The organism is Pseudocitrobacter vendiensis (assembly GCF_943590815.1).
Classification (GTDB): Bacteria; Pseudomonadota; Gammaproteobacteria; order Enterobacterales; family Enterobacteriaceae; genus Pseudocitrobacter; species Pseudocitrobacter vendiensis.
Map to the genome: position 1 here is coordinate 201327 of NZ_CALSBS010000004.1, position 16363 is coordinate 217689.

The following is a 16363-nucleotide window of genomic DNA, read 5'->3' on the forward strand; positions in this document are numbered from 1 at the left end:
GACCTTAACACCAAAAAACAAATAATCAACAGAGTTTTACTCTGTGAGTTTTTTTTCAATATCATGCAGCAAACGATGCAACATTGCCGTATCCCGCTGTTCAAGTAAGCCGATCCGTTGTTGCAGCCAGTCAGCCAGTTTTACATCATCGTCGACCGCCAGTTGAGACAGCAGCGCAGTAATTCGCGCACGTAATGCCTGTAGCTGGTTTTCGCCTCCGGTAGTGACCGGTTGCCGCGCATGCTGCAACAGGGAGGAGAGCTGATAACAGTACACCATCACCGCCTGGCCGAGGTTCAGCGACGGATAATCCGCCACCATTGGCACGCCAGTCAGTACGTCAGCCAACGCCAGTTCATCGTTGGTCAGCCCGGAATCTTCGCGGCCAAACACCAGCGCGGCGTGCCCCATCCACTGCGCTTTTTCCGCAAGCATCGGCAAAAGTTCCTGCGGCGTAGCGTAGTAATGGAACTTTGCCCGGCTGCGCGCGGTCGTAGCGACAGTAAAATCAACGTCATGTAGCGCATCGGCAAGGGTGGAATAACAGGTGATGTTATCAATGATATCGCCAGATCCATGTGCGACCCAGCGGGTAGCGGGCTCCAGATGGGCCTCGCTATCCACAATGCGCAGGTCGCTAAACCCCATGGTTTTCATGGCTCTTGCGGCGGCGCCGATATTTTCAGCTCTTGCTGGTGAAACCAGCACTATCGATAAGCGCATTTAAAGTTCTCTTTCTTACGGGTGGTGCGGCAAAAATGTGATGTAGTTCAACATATTGCGCAGCGCGAATTTACAAAATTGCAACAAAAATCACTGAAATGATGTTTCATAACATATAAAAGACACTAAACTATTCATGACAGAAACTATGTGCTTTAATGTTAACAGAGCTTATATATCCTCATGTTTATAAATACTATTTTCGTGCTGTTTAGCTCATCACCATTGGATTCAACGCATTTATCAGTTAATCTACGCAACTAATTGAGTTGTGGAAAAAATGTGACAAGCGTTAGCATTTAGCAGCGATGATTTCACCAAACTGTTAACGTGCTACAATTGAACTTGATATATGTCAACGAAGCGTAGGTTTATTGGCTGTCTGGTGCCTCTTAGCCTGTTATGTTGCTGTTAAAATGGTTAGGATGACAACCGTTTTTGACACTGTCGGGTCCAGAGGGAAAGTACCCACGACCAAGCTAATGATGTTGTTGACGTTGATGGAAAGTGCATCAAGAACGCAATTACGTACTTTAGTCATGTTACGCCTGTGATGTTAATTTACGACATGCATCAGGCAGGTCAGGGACTTTTGTACTTCCTGTTTCGATTTAGTTGGCAATTTAGGTAGCAAACATGCAGACCCCGCACATTCTTATCGTTGAAGACGAGTTGGTAACACGCAACACGTTAAAAAGTATTTTCGAAGCAGAAGGCTACGATGTTTTCGAAGCGACCGATGGCGCGGAAATGCATCAGATCCTCTCTGAAAATGATATCAACCTGGTGATCATGGATATCAACCTGCCAGGGAAAAACGGCCTTCTGCTGGCACGCGAACTGCGCGAGCAAGCAAACGTAGCGCTGATGTTCCTGACGGGACGCGACAATGAAGTCGACAAAATCCTCGGCCTGGAAATCGGTGCTGACGATTACATCACCAAACCGTTCAACCCGCGTGAACTGACCATTCGTGCGCGTAACCTGCTTTCTCGTACCATGAACCTGGGTACCGTCAGCGAAGAACGTCGCAGCGTGGAAAGCTACAAGTTCAACGGTTGGGAACTGGACATCAACAGTCGTTCTCTGGTGAGCCCTAACGGTGAGCAGTATAAGCTGCCGCGTAGCGAATTCCGCGCGATGCTGCACTTCTGCGAAAACCCAGGCAAGATTCAGTCTCGTGCTGAACTGCTGAAAAAAATGACCGGTCGCGAGCTGAAGCCGCATGACCGTACCGTTGACGTGACCATTCGTCGTATTCGTAAGCATTTCGAATCTACGCCGGACACGCCGGAAATCATTGCCACCATCCATGGTGAAGGTTACCGCTTCTGCGGCGAACTGCAGGAATAATTAAAAACGGCGCTTAACGCGCCGTTTTTAATTGCTGGTAAAGTGCGCTCTGTTCTTGCCGGATGCGGCGTGAACGCCTTATCCGGCCTACAAAATACCGCAAAATCAATATATTGCAGGGTTTCGCGTAGGCCTGATAAGCGTAGCGCATCAGGCAATTTTGCGTTTGTCATCAGCCTCTAACGGCGCATTGAGCGCCGTTTTCGTTTCTGTCGGTTAGCTTCGCTTGCCGGGTCTACAAAGCCTTATTTCCAGATTCGTAACTCATCACTTTCCGGCAAGGGCAGTTTCGGCGCTTTTGGCGCACCCAGCGCATACCAGTCGAAATTTCGCGTCAGGAACATCACGCCGCACAATGCCATCAGCAACACGCCCGTCCCTAACAGCAACGAACTCTCCTCTGAACGCAGTAACCCCCACATCACGCCATCAAGCACCAGCAACGCCAGCGTAAACAACACGCTGCTGCGCCAGCTTTTCAACACCGCCTGTAGATACACGCCGTTCATCAACGCGCCAACCAGGCTTGCGGTTACCCATGCGATGGTAAAGCCGATATGCTCTGACAGCGCCAGCAGCAAAAAGTAGAACATCACCAGCGACAGTCCTACCAGCAGATACTGCATTGGGTGCATGCGTCGTCCGGTGAGAGTCTCAAAGACGAAGAAGGCTGTGAAGGTCAGGGCAATCAGCAAAAAAGCATATTTGGTGGCGCGGTCAGTCAACTGATAGTGATCGGCGGGTGTCGCGACGGAAACGCTAAATGAAGGCAGTTCTGGTGAGGAAAATTTATCGGCCTCGGCGAAACGCTCACCCAGATTATTGGCAAACCAGCTGCTCTGCCAGCGTGCCTGAAAACCAGTGGGACTGACCTCGCGGGTCACGGGAAGAAAATCACCGATAAAGTTCGGATGCGGCCAGTTGCTGTTGAGCACCAGCTCGCTGTTCCGCCCAAGCGGTACCATCGAAAAATTGCCTGTACCGCTCAGAACCAGCGAGAAATCGAGGTTAAATTTCTTCTGCGTAAAGGGGAGATTCGGCAACTGAACGTGCAACCCCTGCGACGCTCTGGCAATACCGGTGCCAGGCTCAACCAGCAACGGCGTGCCGTCCAGGCTTGGGGGATTCACCGCACCAATGCCGCGCGTGTCGCCCACCGCCATCACCATAAAAGGTTTTCCTAACGTGATATTGTCGCGGTTGAGCGCCTCCAGCCGCGAAGTATCAAATTCGGCCTTAACGTTAATGTCTGTCTTCCAGACTTGCCCTTCATAAATCCCCACTTTGCGCGGTTCAACGTTCTGATTGCCCTCCACCATCAATGATTCCGGCAGCCAGAAATGAATAAACGTGCGCTTTTGCGAAACCTCGTGGTTATTTTCCAGTGTGCTATACACTTCCGTCACCGGAATGGCGATCAGCGGCCCCACCAGCTTTTGTGGCCCGCTGGTGCTTTGGCCGATCGCCTCTTCGACCACGCTGCGGTAATCCGCACGTTCAACAATCAGCCCTCTCACCATCATCAGTGGGATTAGCAGCAACAGCATCGTGCCAACGAGGGTAACAATTTTTACCGCCAGCGGTGATTTTGATTTCGACATAACCTTCTCCTTTGCAATGGCAGCAGAGTAATCGGGCTATGTGCGGTGAGTTTGAAGTTATGTGAAGGGACGGTGAAGTGTGAACGTGGCTTCCACGCCACCCTGCTCTCGATTACGTAGCCGGACATCTCCCTGATGCAAACGCGCGACTTCGCTGACAAACGCCAGCCCCAGGCCACTGCTTTTGTGACCATTGGCACGCGGCAGCGAATAGAAACGCTCAAAGATGCGCGGCAGAGCAAAATCTGGAATACCGCTGCCGGTATCAATAATGTTCAGCACTACGCTATCGTCCTGCGCATCGGCGCTAAGAGTGATACTCCCCTGCTCCGGCGTAAAATCGATCGCGTTATCCAGCAGATTGCCCATCGCCTGCATGAGCAGGGCTTCATCCGCCGCTACGCTCAGGGTTGTTGGTTCGACCTGCAGCGCAATGTGTTTCGCCGCCAGCGTGACGCTACGTGATTCCTGTAGCTGGTTGAATAACGTCGCCACAGACACCGGGGTGAGCGTAATCTCCTGACGATTCTCCAGTCGCGCCTGACGGAGCAACGTTTCGACCAGCGCCTGCATTCGCGCGTTCTGTTGAAGAATATTGTCCGTAAAGCGCAAAACAACGTCCGGTGGCGGCCCCTCACGTAAGATCTCCGCCGCACCGCGAATAGCCGCCAGCGGGCTTTTAAGCTCGTGCGTCAGGGCATAAACGTACTGCTCGATATAATTTTTGCCTTCCAGCTTCACGCGCATACTTTCCAGCGCCTGCGCCAGCTTGCGCAGTTCACTGCTGCCCAGTTCCGGTAACGGGACCGGCTGTTCAAGCGTGACCGAGTCAGCGTAGTGCACCAGTTTACCGATAGAGCGGTTGATCCACAGAATCACGCCGCCGCCAATCAGCAGCGCAATCCCCAGCAGCGCGCCCGCCGCCCATAGCATGCGATGCTCGCTGCGCTTGATCACCGGCGCGATGGCGGCGTTAGGTTTGCCGACGCTGAGTACACCGATGATTCTGCCGTGATCAACAATCGGCGCAGCGACGTACATCACCGTGCTCTCGGGATCGTTGGGATCCTGCGCGGTGCTTCGCGCGCCATATTCCCCGCGCAACGTCAGCCAAACGTCGTTCCAGCGGGAGTAGTCCTGCCCGACGGCAATATTGGCCGAGTCAAAGACCACTCGCCCCTGCGCATCGGTCATGTAGACGTGATACTCATTGCGAACTTTATGGATACCGCTGATATTGGCACGGAACGGCTGCGTGCTTAGCTGGCGAAAAGCCTGTGCCAGTTTGCCTTGCGCCGGGTTACCCGCCAGCATGTCGTCACGCGCCAGCGCCGCCAGCAGCGTTGCGGTGTCAATCAGCGTACCTTCCGTTGCGCGTCGCACGCCGGGCTTGATCTCCTGTACGAAGATCGACAATACGAACCAACCCGCCACCGCCACAATCAGGAAGTAGCCCAGCAGTACGCGCATGCCGATGCGCATCAGGCTTTCACCAGACTATAGCCGAGGCCACGATGGGTATTAATAGGCGAACGTGATGGGTCGATCACGCGCAGTTTGGCGCGCAGGGTTTTGATATGCGTATCCACAGTGCGGTCGAAACTTTCTGCCGCATCGCCCCAGACGATATCCATCAGTTGCTGGCGCGAATAAACGCGGCCCGGCGACAGAAGCAGCGTTTTCAGCAGCAAAAATTCGTAACGCGTTAGCAGTAGCGGCTGGCCGCACCAGCTCACCTGTGCAGCGGGTTCGTCGAGAAGAAAATCACCGACGCGCACCTGCACTGGCGGTGCAGAAAACTTTTGCAGACGCCGCAAGATCGTGCGCACGCGGGCGCAGACTTCACGCGGCGAAAACGGCTTAGCGACGTAGTCATCCGCGCCGATTTCCAGCCCCAGCAGTTTGTCCACTTCGTCGCTGCGCGCGGTGAGAAACAGCACCGGCAGCGCCGCATGCCGTGCCAGCAGTTGCCGGCACAATTCAAAACCGCTGATATCCGGCAGGCCGACATCGAGTATGGCCAGGTCTGGCAAGCGGTGCCGTGCCTCTTCCAGCGCAGGCAGGCCGCGCTCAAACGCCCTGACGGTAAATCCCTCTTGTTGAAGCATATAGATAAGCGTATCCGCGATGCTTATCTCATCTTCCACCAGCCAGATCAGCGGTTGTTCCATACACGTTCCTTGTTATTTGCCCCACGGCATAATGGGCACCGCGCTTATGGCGTTTTTCGGTGAGCCATCAACCACTTTATCGGAATAGGTGAGATACACCAGCGCATTACGTTTGCTGTCATAGAAGCGGACAACCTGCAGCTTTTTAAAGACTAACGACGTCCGTTTCTGGAAGACCACTTCACCCTGTGATTTCCCGTTTTTGATTTTGTCAGAGAGTTCGATCGGGCCAACCTGCTGACAGGAAATCGCAGCATCGGAGGTATCTTCCGCCAGCCCTAACCCGCCCTTGATCCCCCCCGTTTTCGCCCGGCTAATGTAGCAGGTGACGTTGGTGATATCCGGATCGTCAAAAGCTTCGACCACGATTTTGTGGTCCGGGCCAAACATTTTGAAAACGGTATCGACCGAGCCAATTTGTTCCGCGTGGGCGCTAAAACCACAAACACCCAGCACCAGACCCGCTACTAACTTCTTGTATTTCATATTGTTACCATTCCTGACGATTCGATTGAGTGATTATTCAACATTTCAGATATAAAGCATTGAAAGATCACACCTTTACAAATAATACGCCGCAACCCAATGTAAAAACGCATGAATGCACAAAAAAAACACTGAATGCTAAAACATCAAAAAATGCTATTATCCGCTACCTTAGTATCAGGCACCTATAATTTTAAGGACGAGGACATTATATGGATCAGGCTGGGATTATTCGCGATCTCCTTGTATGGCTGGAAGGTCATCTGGATCAACCCCTGTCGCTTGATAATGTTGCGGCAAAAGCGGGCTATTCCAAGTGGCATTTACAGCGGATGTTCAAAGATGTCACCGGTCATGCCATTGGCGCATATATCCGTGCCCGACGTCTGTCGAAATCCGCCGTGGCGCTACGCCTGACTGCTCGCCCCATTTTAGACATTGCGCTGCAATATCGCTTCGATTCACAGCAAACCTTTACCCGTGCGTTCAAAAAGCAGTTTGCTCAGACACCTGCGCTCTATCGCCGCTCGCCGGACTGGAGCTCCTTCGGCATGCGTCCGCCGCTGCGTCTGGGTGAGTTCACCATGCCGCCGTATGAGTTTGTCACGCTGCCTGCCACGCCGCTGGTTGGGGTAACTCAAAGCTATACCTGCAAACTGGAAGAGATTTCCGAATTCCGTCAGCAAATGCGCGTACAGTTCTGGCAGGAGTTCCTGGGGAATTCGCCGTCTATTCCGCCGATGCTTTACGGCCTGCATGAGCCGCGTCCGAGCCTGGAAAAAGACGATGAGCAGGAAGTGTTTTACACCACGGCGGTTACACCAGATATGGCTAACGGCCACCTGAATAATTCGCATCCGGTGACGCTGGAAGGCGGTGAATACGTGATGTTCACGTATGAAGGTTTGGGAACGGGGCTACAGGAATTTATCCTCACGCTTTACGGCACCTGCATGCCGATGCTCAACCTGACCCGTCGCAAGGGCCTGGATATCGAACGTTTCTTCCCGCAGGATGAAGCGCGGGATCAGGAGCCGCCAATTCAGTTGCGCTGCGAATACCTAATCCCAATTCGTCGTTAACGCTGTAATTCGTCTAACGCAGGGGCGTCCAGATGTGAGACGTCGCCTGCGGTTTCCACCACCCATCCCGACGCAAGCCAGGCACTCTGCTGGTGATCAACCCGCGAAATAGAGCAGTTACGCAGACGTAGACGGCGTTCAGCATACGCGGGCAGGCCGAGAATGGTGCTCACCAGGCAACCCAGCGCGATACCGTGGCTGACCAGCAGCGGACGACTTCCCGGCGGCAATTCCAGACAGCTTTGCAGTGCGCTGTGCATGCGCTCGCTCAGTTCCTGCATCGACTCCCCTTCCGGGATACGGCCATCCGGCGTACCGTTGACCAGTTGACGCCGCCACGCTTCTTCTTCCGCCGTTAACGTGTCGATATGGCGCTGTTCCAGCACGCCCATATTCAGCTCACGCAGACGCGGGTCGGCGATCACTTCACAACCGCAGGCATCAGCGATGATCTCTGCGGTGCGACGGGTACGACCCAGATCGCTGGTGATGATATGGGTGATCCCCAGTGAGCGGACGCGATCGCCCACTTGCTTTGCCTGATCCTCACCTTTCTGGGTGAGCGGACTATCAGACTGGCCCTGAATACGCCGTTCGGCGTTCCACTGCGTTTCGCCATGGCGAACAAGGTATACCTGTAACATGTCTTTCTTCCGTATACTGCGGTGATGTTAAATCTTATGAGTTGTTCTGATTATGCACAATGTTGTCACAGCTACCACCAATCCTGCCAAAATTCAGGCAATTCTTGCTGCATTTGAGCTGATCTACGGTGAAGGATCCTGCCATATTGACGCTATCTCCGTCGACACTGGTGTGCCTGAACAGCCGATTGGCAGTGAAGAAACGCGCGCTGGCGCACGAAATCGCGTGGAGAATGCGCGCGCCTTGCGCCCGAATGCCGATTTTTGGGTGGCAATTGAGGCGGGTATTGATGAAGGCAGTACCTTTAGTTGGGTGGTCATTGAGAGCGCAAATCAGCGCGGGGAAGCGCGTTCCGCCACCTTGCCGTTGCCGGAAGTGATTCTCGAAAAAGTACGTGAAGGGGAAGAGCTCGGCCCGGTCATGTCACATTATACCGGAATCGATAAGATTGGCCGCAAAGAGGGCGCTATCGGCGTGTTCACCAAAGGCGCCCTGACGCGCAGCAGCGTTTATCATCAGGCGGTGGTGTTAGCGTTAAGCCCGTTCCATAACGCGATTTACGGGCAGCGCGCGTAAGTTTGCCGGATGGCGGCTGATGCCTTATCCGGCCTACGGTGAGATCGTGCATTGTTGCCGGATGGCGGCTGGTGCCTTATCCGGCCTACGGATCGTAGTAGGCCGGATAAGCGTAGCGCCATCAGGCGTTGTTCACCGTTTTCGGCAGCGTCTGCTCCAGCCATTGGCGCAATTCGGCAGGGGCAGATTTCAGGCTGTTCGAACCACGCGTAATCGTGGCAATGCCTGCGCCCAACTCTGACTTCAACTCACGCTGGCTCATCTCACCACGCAGTAATTCTTCAATAATGCGCACGCGCGTGCCCAGCGCTTCGCGTTCGTCAGGTGTCATAATTAAGTCGAGTAAAGGCAGTGCGTGCTCGTCAGCATAGGCCAGACGTAGCAGCTCAACAAAGCGAAGCCATTCCTGATGCCGCTGTTCTGCGACGGAGGCTGAATAAGGGGATTGTTGGGTCATAGTATGCCGCCATGTTATGGCGGATGGCGCAGGGCCATCCGCTGTATGTACTCTTCAACGAGTACAGCATAACATAGTCACCGCGGATCAGTAACGGCGTTGCCACTCGCTATCGCTAAAGATCGCCTCTTTTTCGCCCATAAAGTGACGATAGTACGCGTCATACGCCAGCACGTTCTTCACATAGCCGCGCGTTTCCGAGAACGGGATGCTCTCAACAAACGCGACAGGATCAATTCGCCCGGCGCTGGTGCCAAGCCAGGTGCGCACGCGCCCCGGGCCTGCGTTATAGGCGGCGGAAGAGAAGATACGGTTGTTACCAAACTGCTGGTAAACGTATTGCAGATAGCTGGTACCGATATTGATGTTGGTTTCCGGGTCCAGCAACTGGTTCTGATTGCTGTAACCTGGAATATTAAACATCTGCACCGTGTGCGTCGCCGTACCCGGCATGATTTGCATCAGGCCACTTGCCCCTACCGGAGATTTTACTTTCGGGTTCCAGGCACTTTCCTGACGCGCAATCGCCATCGCATAGCTTTGCGGAATGTCTTTACCGGCGGTGTAACGCACGAAGAGGTCGTTATAAGCAGGCGGGAAACGCTCCTGCAGGTTATCCCACAGCTTACCCGCGATGGTCGCCTGTACGCTGAGATCCCACCAGCGTTGGTCAAACGCGTAGCGCGCCAACTGGGCCTGCTCGTTCTTCGTGCGGCTGCTCACCAGGTTCGCCCATTCGCTGCGCGCGGTGTTATCCATATCCCAGTACATCAGTTCACGCACGCGCGCCATTTCCGGGCCGTTCACCAGTAGCGGCGAAACGGTGCCCTGTGGGCCTTCGATGCGTAAGGTGTAATCTTCACCCAGGCGCTGCGCCGCCACCATCGGGTAGAAGCCGCGCTGGGTCATTAAGGATTTAAAGATCTCTTTCGCTTCGTCATCGCGTCCGCGTTCCATCAGCAGGTCAGCCTGCCAGTAGCGCCATTCATCTTTCTCTTTTGCATCCATCGGCAGGCGCGCCAGCCAGGTATTCAGCCCACGGCGATCGCCGGAGCCCAGCGCCATACGAACCCGACGCTCAATCAGCGACGTCGACTGAGAACGCATAATGGCGTCGTCGCGCCATTTCTCCTGCTCGGAGGTGACGTCATTGCCCATCAAACGCCAGGCAACGATATCGCGCAACTCCTGGGTTTGATCGTCATTAAGCTTCTGCGCCTGTACCAGAGACGGGATCATCAGACGCGCGTTTTCCACATCCTGACGCGCGACGCTGCTAAACGCCACCGCCGCCATCGAACGAGTAAAATCGGTCGCGCCTGTGGTGCGTGCAAAGGTCAGCACGTTATTGGGATTGTTCGCAAGGTCGGTCACCGCCAGCGAAATGGTTTGATAATCTGACGGCATTTGCGAGGCCAGCACTTTGACCAGCGACGTATTGCCCGCTTTCATCGCCAGGCGAATTCGTTCGAGATAGGCGAGCGGGTCCTGCGTGCCGGACGAACGCCAGGCGCTGAACAGTTTGTCGCAGGCATTTGGCTGGCTTTTACCCGTCAGCCACAGTTCTTTCGCCCCGTCCCAGGCCTGCTGGGTTTCGCCAACGTTATATTTGGCGTAGTAATAGTTACACTGCGCTTCGGTGGTGCCGGGTTTATCCGGGCTGAAGGCCAGCAGACCGCGCCAGTCTTCGCGTCTCGCCAGTTCATTTACAAAGCGGTTTTTGAGCGTTCGCGCCGGCGGCAGCGTCGGGTTATCACGCACAAAATTGGTGACGGTAACGGCAGGGGTGTTCATCAAGTCGCCGGAAATCTGACGATATTCCAGGTAAGGATAGAGCGGATATTCCCGCAATGTTGGCATCAACTGGCCCACGACATCCATCTGTCGGTTATCCCAGGCCTGCTTAATCTGCGAATAGCGACTACGCTGTTCGTCCAGTGAATCCGCGTGAGCCAGGTTGTTAAGTGACAACAGGCAAACACTGGCCGCTAACACGCGCCACGCCATGGATTTGGCTTTTTTCACACGATCTTCCTCTAATCAATCACATGTTGCAGCTTCATGCCGCGTATAAGATATCTATTTCATGCTAACCACACATGAAGCAACGCGCCACGTTCTGGACACATTTTTACGCTTTTATCGCGTTAACCGCCTCGCTGGGATTAACGAACGAAAAAGGCTACACTTCGGCTTTGTATACTTACCATCAAAATAAAAGAGGCGAAGTCCAACGTGGCTCAATTCGTTTATACCATGCATCGTGTCGGCAAAGTGGTTCCGCCGAAACGTCATATTCTGAAAAACATCTCGCTGAGCTTCTTCCCTGGCGCAAAAATCGGTGTACTGGGCCTGAACGGTGCCGGTAAATCTACGCTGCTGCGCATCATGGCCGGTATTGATACCGACATCGAAGGTGAAGCACGCCCGCAGCCAGGCCTGAAGATTGGTTACCTGCCGCAGGAACCTCAGTTAAATCCGGAACATACGGTTCGTGAATCCGTTGAAGAAGCGGTTGCCGAAGTGGTTAATGCGCTGAAAGGTCTGGACGAAGTCTACGCCAAATATGCCGAACCGGATGCCGACTTCGATAAACTTGCCGCTCAGCAGGGCAAGTTTGAAGAAATCATTCAGGCGCATGATGGCCATAACCTGAACGTTCAGCTGGAACGCGCCGCCGATGCGCTGCGTCTGCCGGACTGGGATGCCAAAATCGCCACCCTTTCCGGTGGTGAACGCCGCCGCGTCGCGCTGTGCCGCCTGTTGCTGGAAAAACCAGACATGCTGCTGCTCGACGAACCGACTAACCACCTGGATGCCGAATCTGTCGCGTGGCTGGAACGCTTCCTGCACGACTTCGAAGGGACCGTTGTGGCAATCACCCACGACCGTTACTTCCTCGATAACGTGGCGGGCTGGATTCTGGAACTTGACCGCGGCGAAGGGATTCCGTGGGAAGGTAATTACTCCTCCTGGCTGGAACAGAAAGATCAGCGTCTGGCGCAGGAAGCTTCTCAGGAAGCGGCGCGTCGTAAGTCTATCGAGAAAGAGCTGGAGTGGGTACGTCAGGGCGCGAAAGGCCGTCAGTCTAAAGGCAAAGCGCGTCTGGCCCGTTTCGAAGAACTTAACAACGTTGAGTACCAGAAACGTAACGAAACCAACGAACTGTTTATTCCGCCTGGCGCACGTCTGGGGGATAAAGTGGTTGAAGTCAGCAATCTGCGTAAATCCTATGGCGATCGCGTACTGATTGACGACCTGACCTTCTCGGTACCGAAAGGCGCGATTGTCGGTATCATCGGCCCGAACGGTGCGGGTAAATCCACCCTGTTCCGCATGATGTCCGGTCAGGAACAGCCTGATAGCGGTTCTATCACGCTGGGTGATACTGTGAAGCTGGCGTCTGTTGATCAGTTCCGTGACGCAATGGATAACAGCAAAACCGTGTGGGAAGAAGTTTCCGGCGGGCTGGATATCATGAAGATCGGTAACACCGAGATGCCAAGCCGCGCATACGTTGGCCGCTTTAACTTTAAAGGTGTTGACCAGGGTAAACGCGTGGGCGAGCTGTCCGGCGGTGAGCGCGGTCGTCTTCACCTGGCGAAACTGTTGCAGGTAGGCGGCAACGTCCTGCTGCTCGATGAACCGACCAACGACCTGGATATCGAAACCCTGCGCGCGCTGGAAAACGCCCTGCTGGAGTTCCCGGGCTGCGCAATGGTTATCTCGCACGACCGTTGGTTCCTTGACCGTATCGCCACCCACATTCTGGATTACCAGGATGAAGGTAAAGTGGAATTCTTCGAAGGTAACTTTACCGAATACGAAGAGTACAAGAAACGCACGCTGGGCGCAGACGCGCTGGAGCCGAAGCGTATTAAGTACAAGCGTATTGCGAAGTAATGACATTATCGTAGGCCGGGCAAGCGTTAGCGCCCCCCGGCTTTTTGCAGACGCAATATCGCCTGTAAAAAATGCCGGATGGCGCTGCGCTTATCCGGCCTACATTTTTTGCCAACACATACATTTCACGAATAAAAATTTAATTTAAATTCATTAAATCTTTAATATCCACAAATCAAATAAATAGCTCCCACAATCTAATCCACACCTCAAATATCATTACAAACATTCATTGCAATTTTGTAATAACAAGATTGAGATGGCAGATGGTCTATGCTACAAATAGCGCCACCAGAAGGAATTGTGCCATATATTCAGCTAATCTAGCTTAGCGAATTAATTATTCGCACCAGCTATATTCAGCATGCGTTAAAATCATTCACCATCGACATTAACAAAGGATTGATATGTCTATTATTAATAACTCCCACTGCTATTCCCAACGTTGCCACTATTAATTATTCATTAAAAGAATATATTTTTAATTAAACCGCGTTCGGAATTATGAAAATAAATCACGTGTTTATAACTCATCTCTTTCAGCGTCTGAAAATTTGTCGCCAGTGTGCCTGCGCGCTACCGTTCCAGCGCTATCTTGCGCATATTTTCATTACCGCACCAATGGCATTGCTTTTGATTTATCTGGTCATTTTTAGCCAGCCGCGCTACATGAGCGAATCCAAAGTCGCCGTAAAACGCCCCAATGAAATTGACAGTTCAAGCCTGAACGTTGGCCTGCTGCTGGGAGCGTCGAACCCGTCGTCGGCGGAAGACTCCCTCTATTTAAAAGAGTACATCAACTCGCCCGATATGCTGATGGCACTGGATAAGCGACTCAACTTCCATCAGGCATTCAGCCAAAGCGGGTGGGATTTCTTTTTCCACCTTCCTGATAACGCCACCGCGGAAGAGTTTCTCGACTACTATCGCAGCCGGATTTCCATTGCCTGGGACGAAAAATCGGGCCTGCTGAATATTCAAACGCAGGGCTTCACCCCCGAATTTGCGCAGGCGTTTAACCACGCGGTGCTGAAAGAGTCTGAGCGCTTTATCAACGAACTTTCCCATCGTATTTCGCGCGAGCAGATGCAGTTTGCAGAAGAAGAGCTGCGCCAAACCCGCGAGCGCCTGAACGAGAGTAAAAAGCGGCTCCTCGCCTATCAGAATAAAAATAACGTCCTCGACCCGGCGGCCTCCGCTGAAGCCGCCACTACGCTTGTGAATACGCTGATAGCCAAAAAAATCGAGATGGAAGCCGACCTGCGAAATCTGTTGACCTATTTACGCGCCGACGCGCCGCAGGTGGTGAGCACTAAAAATGCCATTAAAGCGTTGCAGGCGCAGATCGATGAAGAGCAAAGCAAAATCACCGCGCCGGAAGGGAAAAAACTCAACAGCATGGCGGTCGATTTCGAAGAGATAAAAGGCACCGTGGCCTTTGATACGGACCTCTACGCCCTGGCGCTGAAAGCCCTTGAGAAAACGCGCATGGAAAGCGCGCGCAAGCTGAAAACCCTGTCAGTTATCAGTTCGCCACAGCGCCCGGAAGAGTCCTCATTCCCGAATATTCCTTATTTATTAATCAGCTGGTTACTGGTGTGCGGCCTGCTGTTTGGCACAGCCAAACTGCTGCTGGGCATTATTGAAGACCATAAAGACTGACGGCCTGAGCCATTTTTAACAGAGTGCATTATGAAATTAGCTAAATCCGTATTTCTGCTCGTTTTACTACACGCCGGGCAGGCGCTCGCGACAGGCGTCACCGCCGACCCGGAACTGACCGGCGCCGCACCGTTATCGCCGATTATCAACGGGCAAAAATCGCCTGAGGTGAACAACGGTTTTGATAATACGCCGCCGATGATGGAAGCCCCGGCATTAAGCCGCATGTTCGGCGCCCAACTGTTTAACGGCACCAGCGCCGACAGTGGAACAGGTATCGGATTTAACCCGAGCTATGTAATTTCGCTTGGCGACACCATTCAGGTGCGTCTGTGGGGCGCGTTTAACTTCGACGGCGCGCTGCCGGTCGACCCGAAGGGCAATATCTTCGTGCCAAATATCGGGCCGCTGAAAGTTGCGGGCGTACCAAACGGCCAGTTAAATGGCCTGGTCACCGCGAAGGTCAAAGAGGTATATCAATCTAACGTCAACGTTTACGCCTCGCTGCTCCAGGCACAACCGGTGAAGGTATTCGTGACTGGCTACGTCAAAAACCCCGGCCTGTACGGTGGCGTGGCGTCCGATTCCCTGCTCTCCTACTTGAGCAAAGCGGGCGGCGTAGACAGCGAACGCGGCAGCTATGTTGACATTGCCATTAAGCGGGGAAAATCAACGCGATCGCGCGTCAACCTGTATGACTTCCTGCTCAACGGCACGCTAAATCTGTCACAGTTTTCGGACGGCGATACCATCGTCGTGGGCCCGCGCAAATATACCTTCAGCGTGGATGGCGACGTCTATAACAGCTACGACTTTGAATTCGCCAGCAGCGCTATTTCGGTTGAAGAAGCGCTAAGCTGGTCGCGGCCAAAACCGGGCGCAACCCACTTCACCATCGTCCGCCAACAGGGCACGGTAAAACGCACGGAATATTATCCGCTAAGTGGCGCCGCGGGCCGCACGTTGCAGGATGGCGACAAGTTGATCGTCAGTTCTGACCGCTACGCCGGCACCATTCAGGTGCGTATCGAAGGCGCACATTCTGGCGAACATGCGCTGGTGCTGCCTTATGGCGCAAACATGAAACAGGTGCTCGCACAGTTGCGCCCGAACAGCATGTCGCAGATGAACAGCATTCAACTTTACCGCCACTCAGTCGCCATTCGGCAAAAAGAGATGCTTACTCTTGAGCTGCAAAAGCTGGAACAGGCATCGCTCTCTTCCCAGTCATCCACGCAGGAAGAAGCACAGCTTCGTATGCAGGAAGCACAACTGGTGAGTCGTTTTGTGGCGAAAGCACGTCAGGTGGTGCCGAAAGGCCAGGTGGTACTGAACGAGAAAAATCTCGACTCCGTGCTCCTTGAAGATGGCGATGTCATTAGCATTCCGGAGAAAACCTCGCTGGTTATGGTGCACGGCGAAGTGTTGTTTCCGAATGCCATCAGCTGGGAAGAGAAGCTTGACGCTGACGATTACATCGAGAAATGCGGCGGCCTGACGCAAAAATCCGGTCAGTCGAAAATCATCGTGATTCATCAGGACGGTTCTGCGGTGGATGCCGACGATGTCGGTGCTCTGGTGGCAGGTGATGAAATTATGGTTCTGCCGAAATACGAGTCGAAAAACATCGAAGTGACGCGCGGTATCTCCACCATTCTTTATCAACTGGCTGTTGCGGCGAAAGTCATTCTGGATATCTAACGC

15 protein-coding genes are annotated in these 16363 nt (G+C 53.4%); 6 read left to right on the forward strand and 9 right to left on the reverse strand.

What is annotated here, in order from left to right; all coding sequences use genetic code 11:
• Positions 1–36 precede the first annotated feature (36 nt).
• Both NMC31_RS07015 and yjjY read right to left on the reverse strand, forming a co-directional pair.
• Positions 37–723 (reverse strand): tRNA/rRNA methyltransferase, encoded by a 687-nt coding sequence (locus NMC31_RS07015; protein ID WP_253897411.1) that lies wholly within the window; start codon positions 721–723, stop codon positions 37–39.
• Positions 724–1123: 400 nt separating this feature from the next.
• Positions 1124–1264: a YjjY family protein gene (gene yjjY / locus NMC31_RS07020; RefSeq protein WP_001622273.1), complete on the reverse strand. Its 141-nt coding sequence runs from the start codon at positions 1262–1264 to the stop codon at positions 1124–1126.
• 95 nt (positions 1265–1359) lie between these two features.
• On the opposite strand from yjjY, the gene arcA reads away from it, so the two are divergent.
• Positions 1360–2076: a two-component system response regulator ArcA gene (arcA, locus tag NMC31_RS07025; RefSeq protein ID WP_015966004.1), complete on the forward strand. Its 717-nt coding sequence runs from the start codon at positions 1360–1362 to the stop codon at positions 2074–2076.
• Between the two features lie 245 nt (positions 2077–2321).
• Here the strand turns inward: arcA and creD are convergent, their stop codons facing one another.
• From creD to creA, 4 genes are read right to left on the reverse strand one after another with little or no spacing between them, the layout of a single operon-like run.
• Positions 2322–3677 carry a cell envelope integrity protein CreD gene (gene creD / locus NMC31_RS07030; RefSeq protein ID WP_253897412.1) on the reverse strand — a complete coding sequence of 452 codons (1356 nt, stop codon included), beginning with the start codon at positions 3675–3677 and terminating at the stop codon, positions 2322–2324.
• A 57-nt stretch (positions 3678–3734) separates the two neighbouring features.
• Positions 3735–5159 carry a two-component system sensor histidine kinase CreC gene (gene creC, locus NMC31_RS07035; protein WP_253897413.1) on the reverse strand — a complete coding sequence of 475 codons (1425 nt, stop codon included), beginning with the start codon at positions 5157–5159 and terminating at the stop codon, positions 3735–3737.
• Positions 5159–5848: a two-component system response regulator CreB gene (gene creB / locus NMC31_RS07040; RefSeq protein ID WP_253897414.1), complete on the reverse strand. Its 690-nt coding sequence runs from the start codon at positions 5846–5848 to the stop codon at positions 5159–5161. Before creB ends, creC begins: the two co-directional genes overlap by 1 nt.
• A gap of 12 nt (positions 5849–5860) precedes the next feature.
• Positions 5861–6334, reverse strand: a complete 474-nt coding sequence (gene creA / locus NMC31_RS07045) for a protein CreA (RefSeq protein WP_149463009.1) — start codon at positions 6332–6334, stop codon at positions 5861–5863.
• Between the two features lie 212 nt (positions 6335–6546).
• Here creA and robA point away from each other — a divergent pair, with 212 nt between their 5' ends.
• Positions 6547–7416 carry an MDR efflux pump AcrAB transcriptional activator RobA gene (gene robA / locus NMC31_RS07050; RefSeq protein WP_149463008.1) on the forward strand — a complete coding sequence of 290 codons (870 nt, stop codon included), beginning with the start codon at positions 6547–6549 and terminating at the stop codon, positions 7414–7416.
• Here robA and gpmB read toward each other — a convergent pair.
• The gene (gene gpmB / locus NMC31_RS07055) at positions 7413–8060 is read right to left on the reverse strand and encodes a 2,3-diphosphoglycerate-dependent phosphoglycerate mutase GpmB (RefSeq protein WP_015966010.1); all 648 of its coding nucleotides are present in this window, start codon (positions 8058–8060) and stop codon (positions 7413–7415) included. The two genes, robA and gpmB, sit on opposite strands and share 4 nt — an antisense overlap.
• Before the next feature lie 52 nt (positions 8061–8112).
• On the opposite strand from gpmB, the gene yjjX reads away from it, so the two are divergent.
• On the forward strand, positions 8113–8637 hold the full coding sequence (yjjX, locus tag NMC31_RS07060) for an inosine/xanthosine triphosphatase (RefSeq protein ID WP_253897415.1): 525 nt from the start codon (positions 8113–8115) through the stop codon (positions 8635–8637).
• 121 nt (positions 8638–8758) lie between these two features.
• Here yjjX and trpR read toward each other — a convergent pair whose 3' ends face one another.
• Complete coding sequence (gene trpR / locus NMC31_RS07065; RefSeq protein WP_015966012.1) at positions 8759–9094, reverse strand: trp operon repressor; 336 nt, start codon at positions 9092–9094, stop codon at positions 8759–8761.
• 87 nt (positions 9095–9181) lie between these two features.
• Positions 9182–11119, reverse strand: coding sequence for a murein transglycosylase (sltY, locus tag NMC31_RS07070; RefSeq protein WP_253897416.1), 1938 nt, complete (start codon positions 11117–11119; stop codon positions 9182–9184).
• A 210-nt stretch (positions 11120–11329) separates the two neighbouring features.
• Between sltY and ettA the strand changes: the two genes are divergently transcribed.
• The 3 genes from ettA to NMC31_RS07085 all read left to right on the forward strand — a co-directional run bounded on the left by ettA (position 11330) and on the right by NMC31_RS07085 (position 16360).
• Positions 11330–12997, forward strand: coding sequence for an energy-dependent translational throttle protein EttA (gene ettA / locus NMC31_RS07075; protein ID WP_149463005.1), 1668 nt, complete (start codon positions 11330–11332; stop codon positions 12995–12997).
• Between the two features lie 525 nt (positions 12998–13522).
• Positions 13523–14659, forward strand: coding sequence for a capsule biosynthesis protein (locus NMC31_RS07080; protein ID WP_253897448.1), 1137 nt, complete (start codon positions 13523–13525; stop codon positions 14657–14659).
• A gap of 30 nt (positions 14660–14689) precedes the next feature.
• Positions 14690–16360 (forward strand): polysaccharide biosynthesis/export family protein, encoded by a 1671-nt coding sequence (locus NMC31_RS07085; RefSeq protein WP_253897417.1) that lies wholly within the window; start codon positions 14690–14692, stop codon positions 16358–16360.
• The last annotated feature ends 3 nt before the right edge of the window (positions 16361–16363 follow it).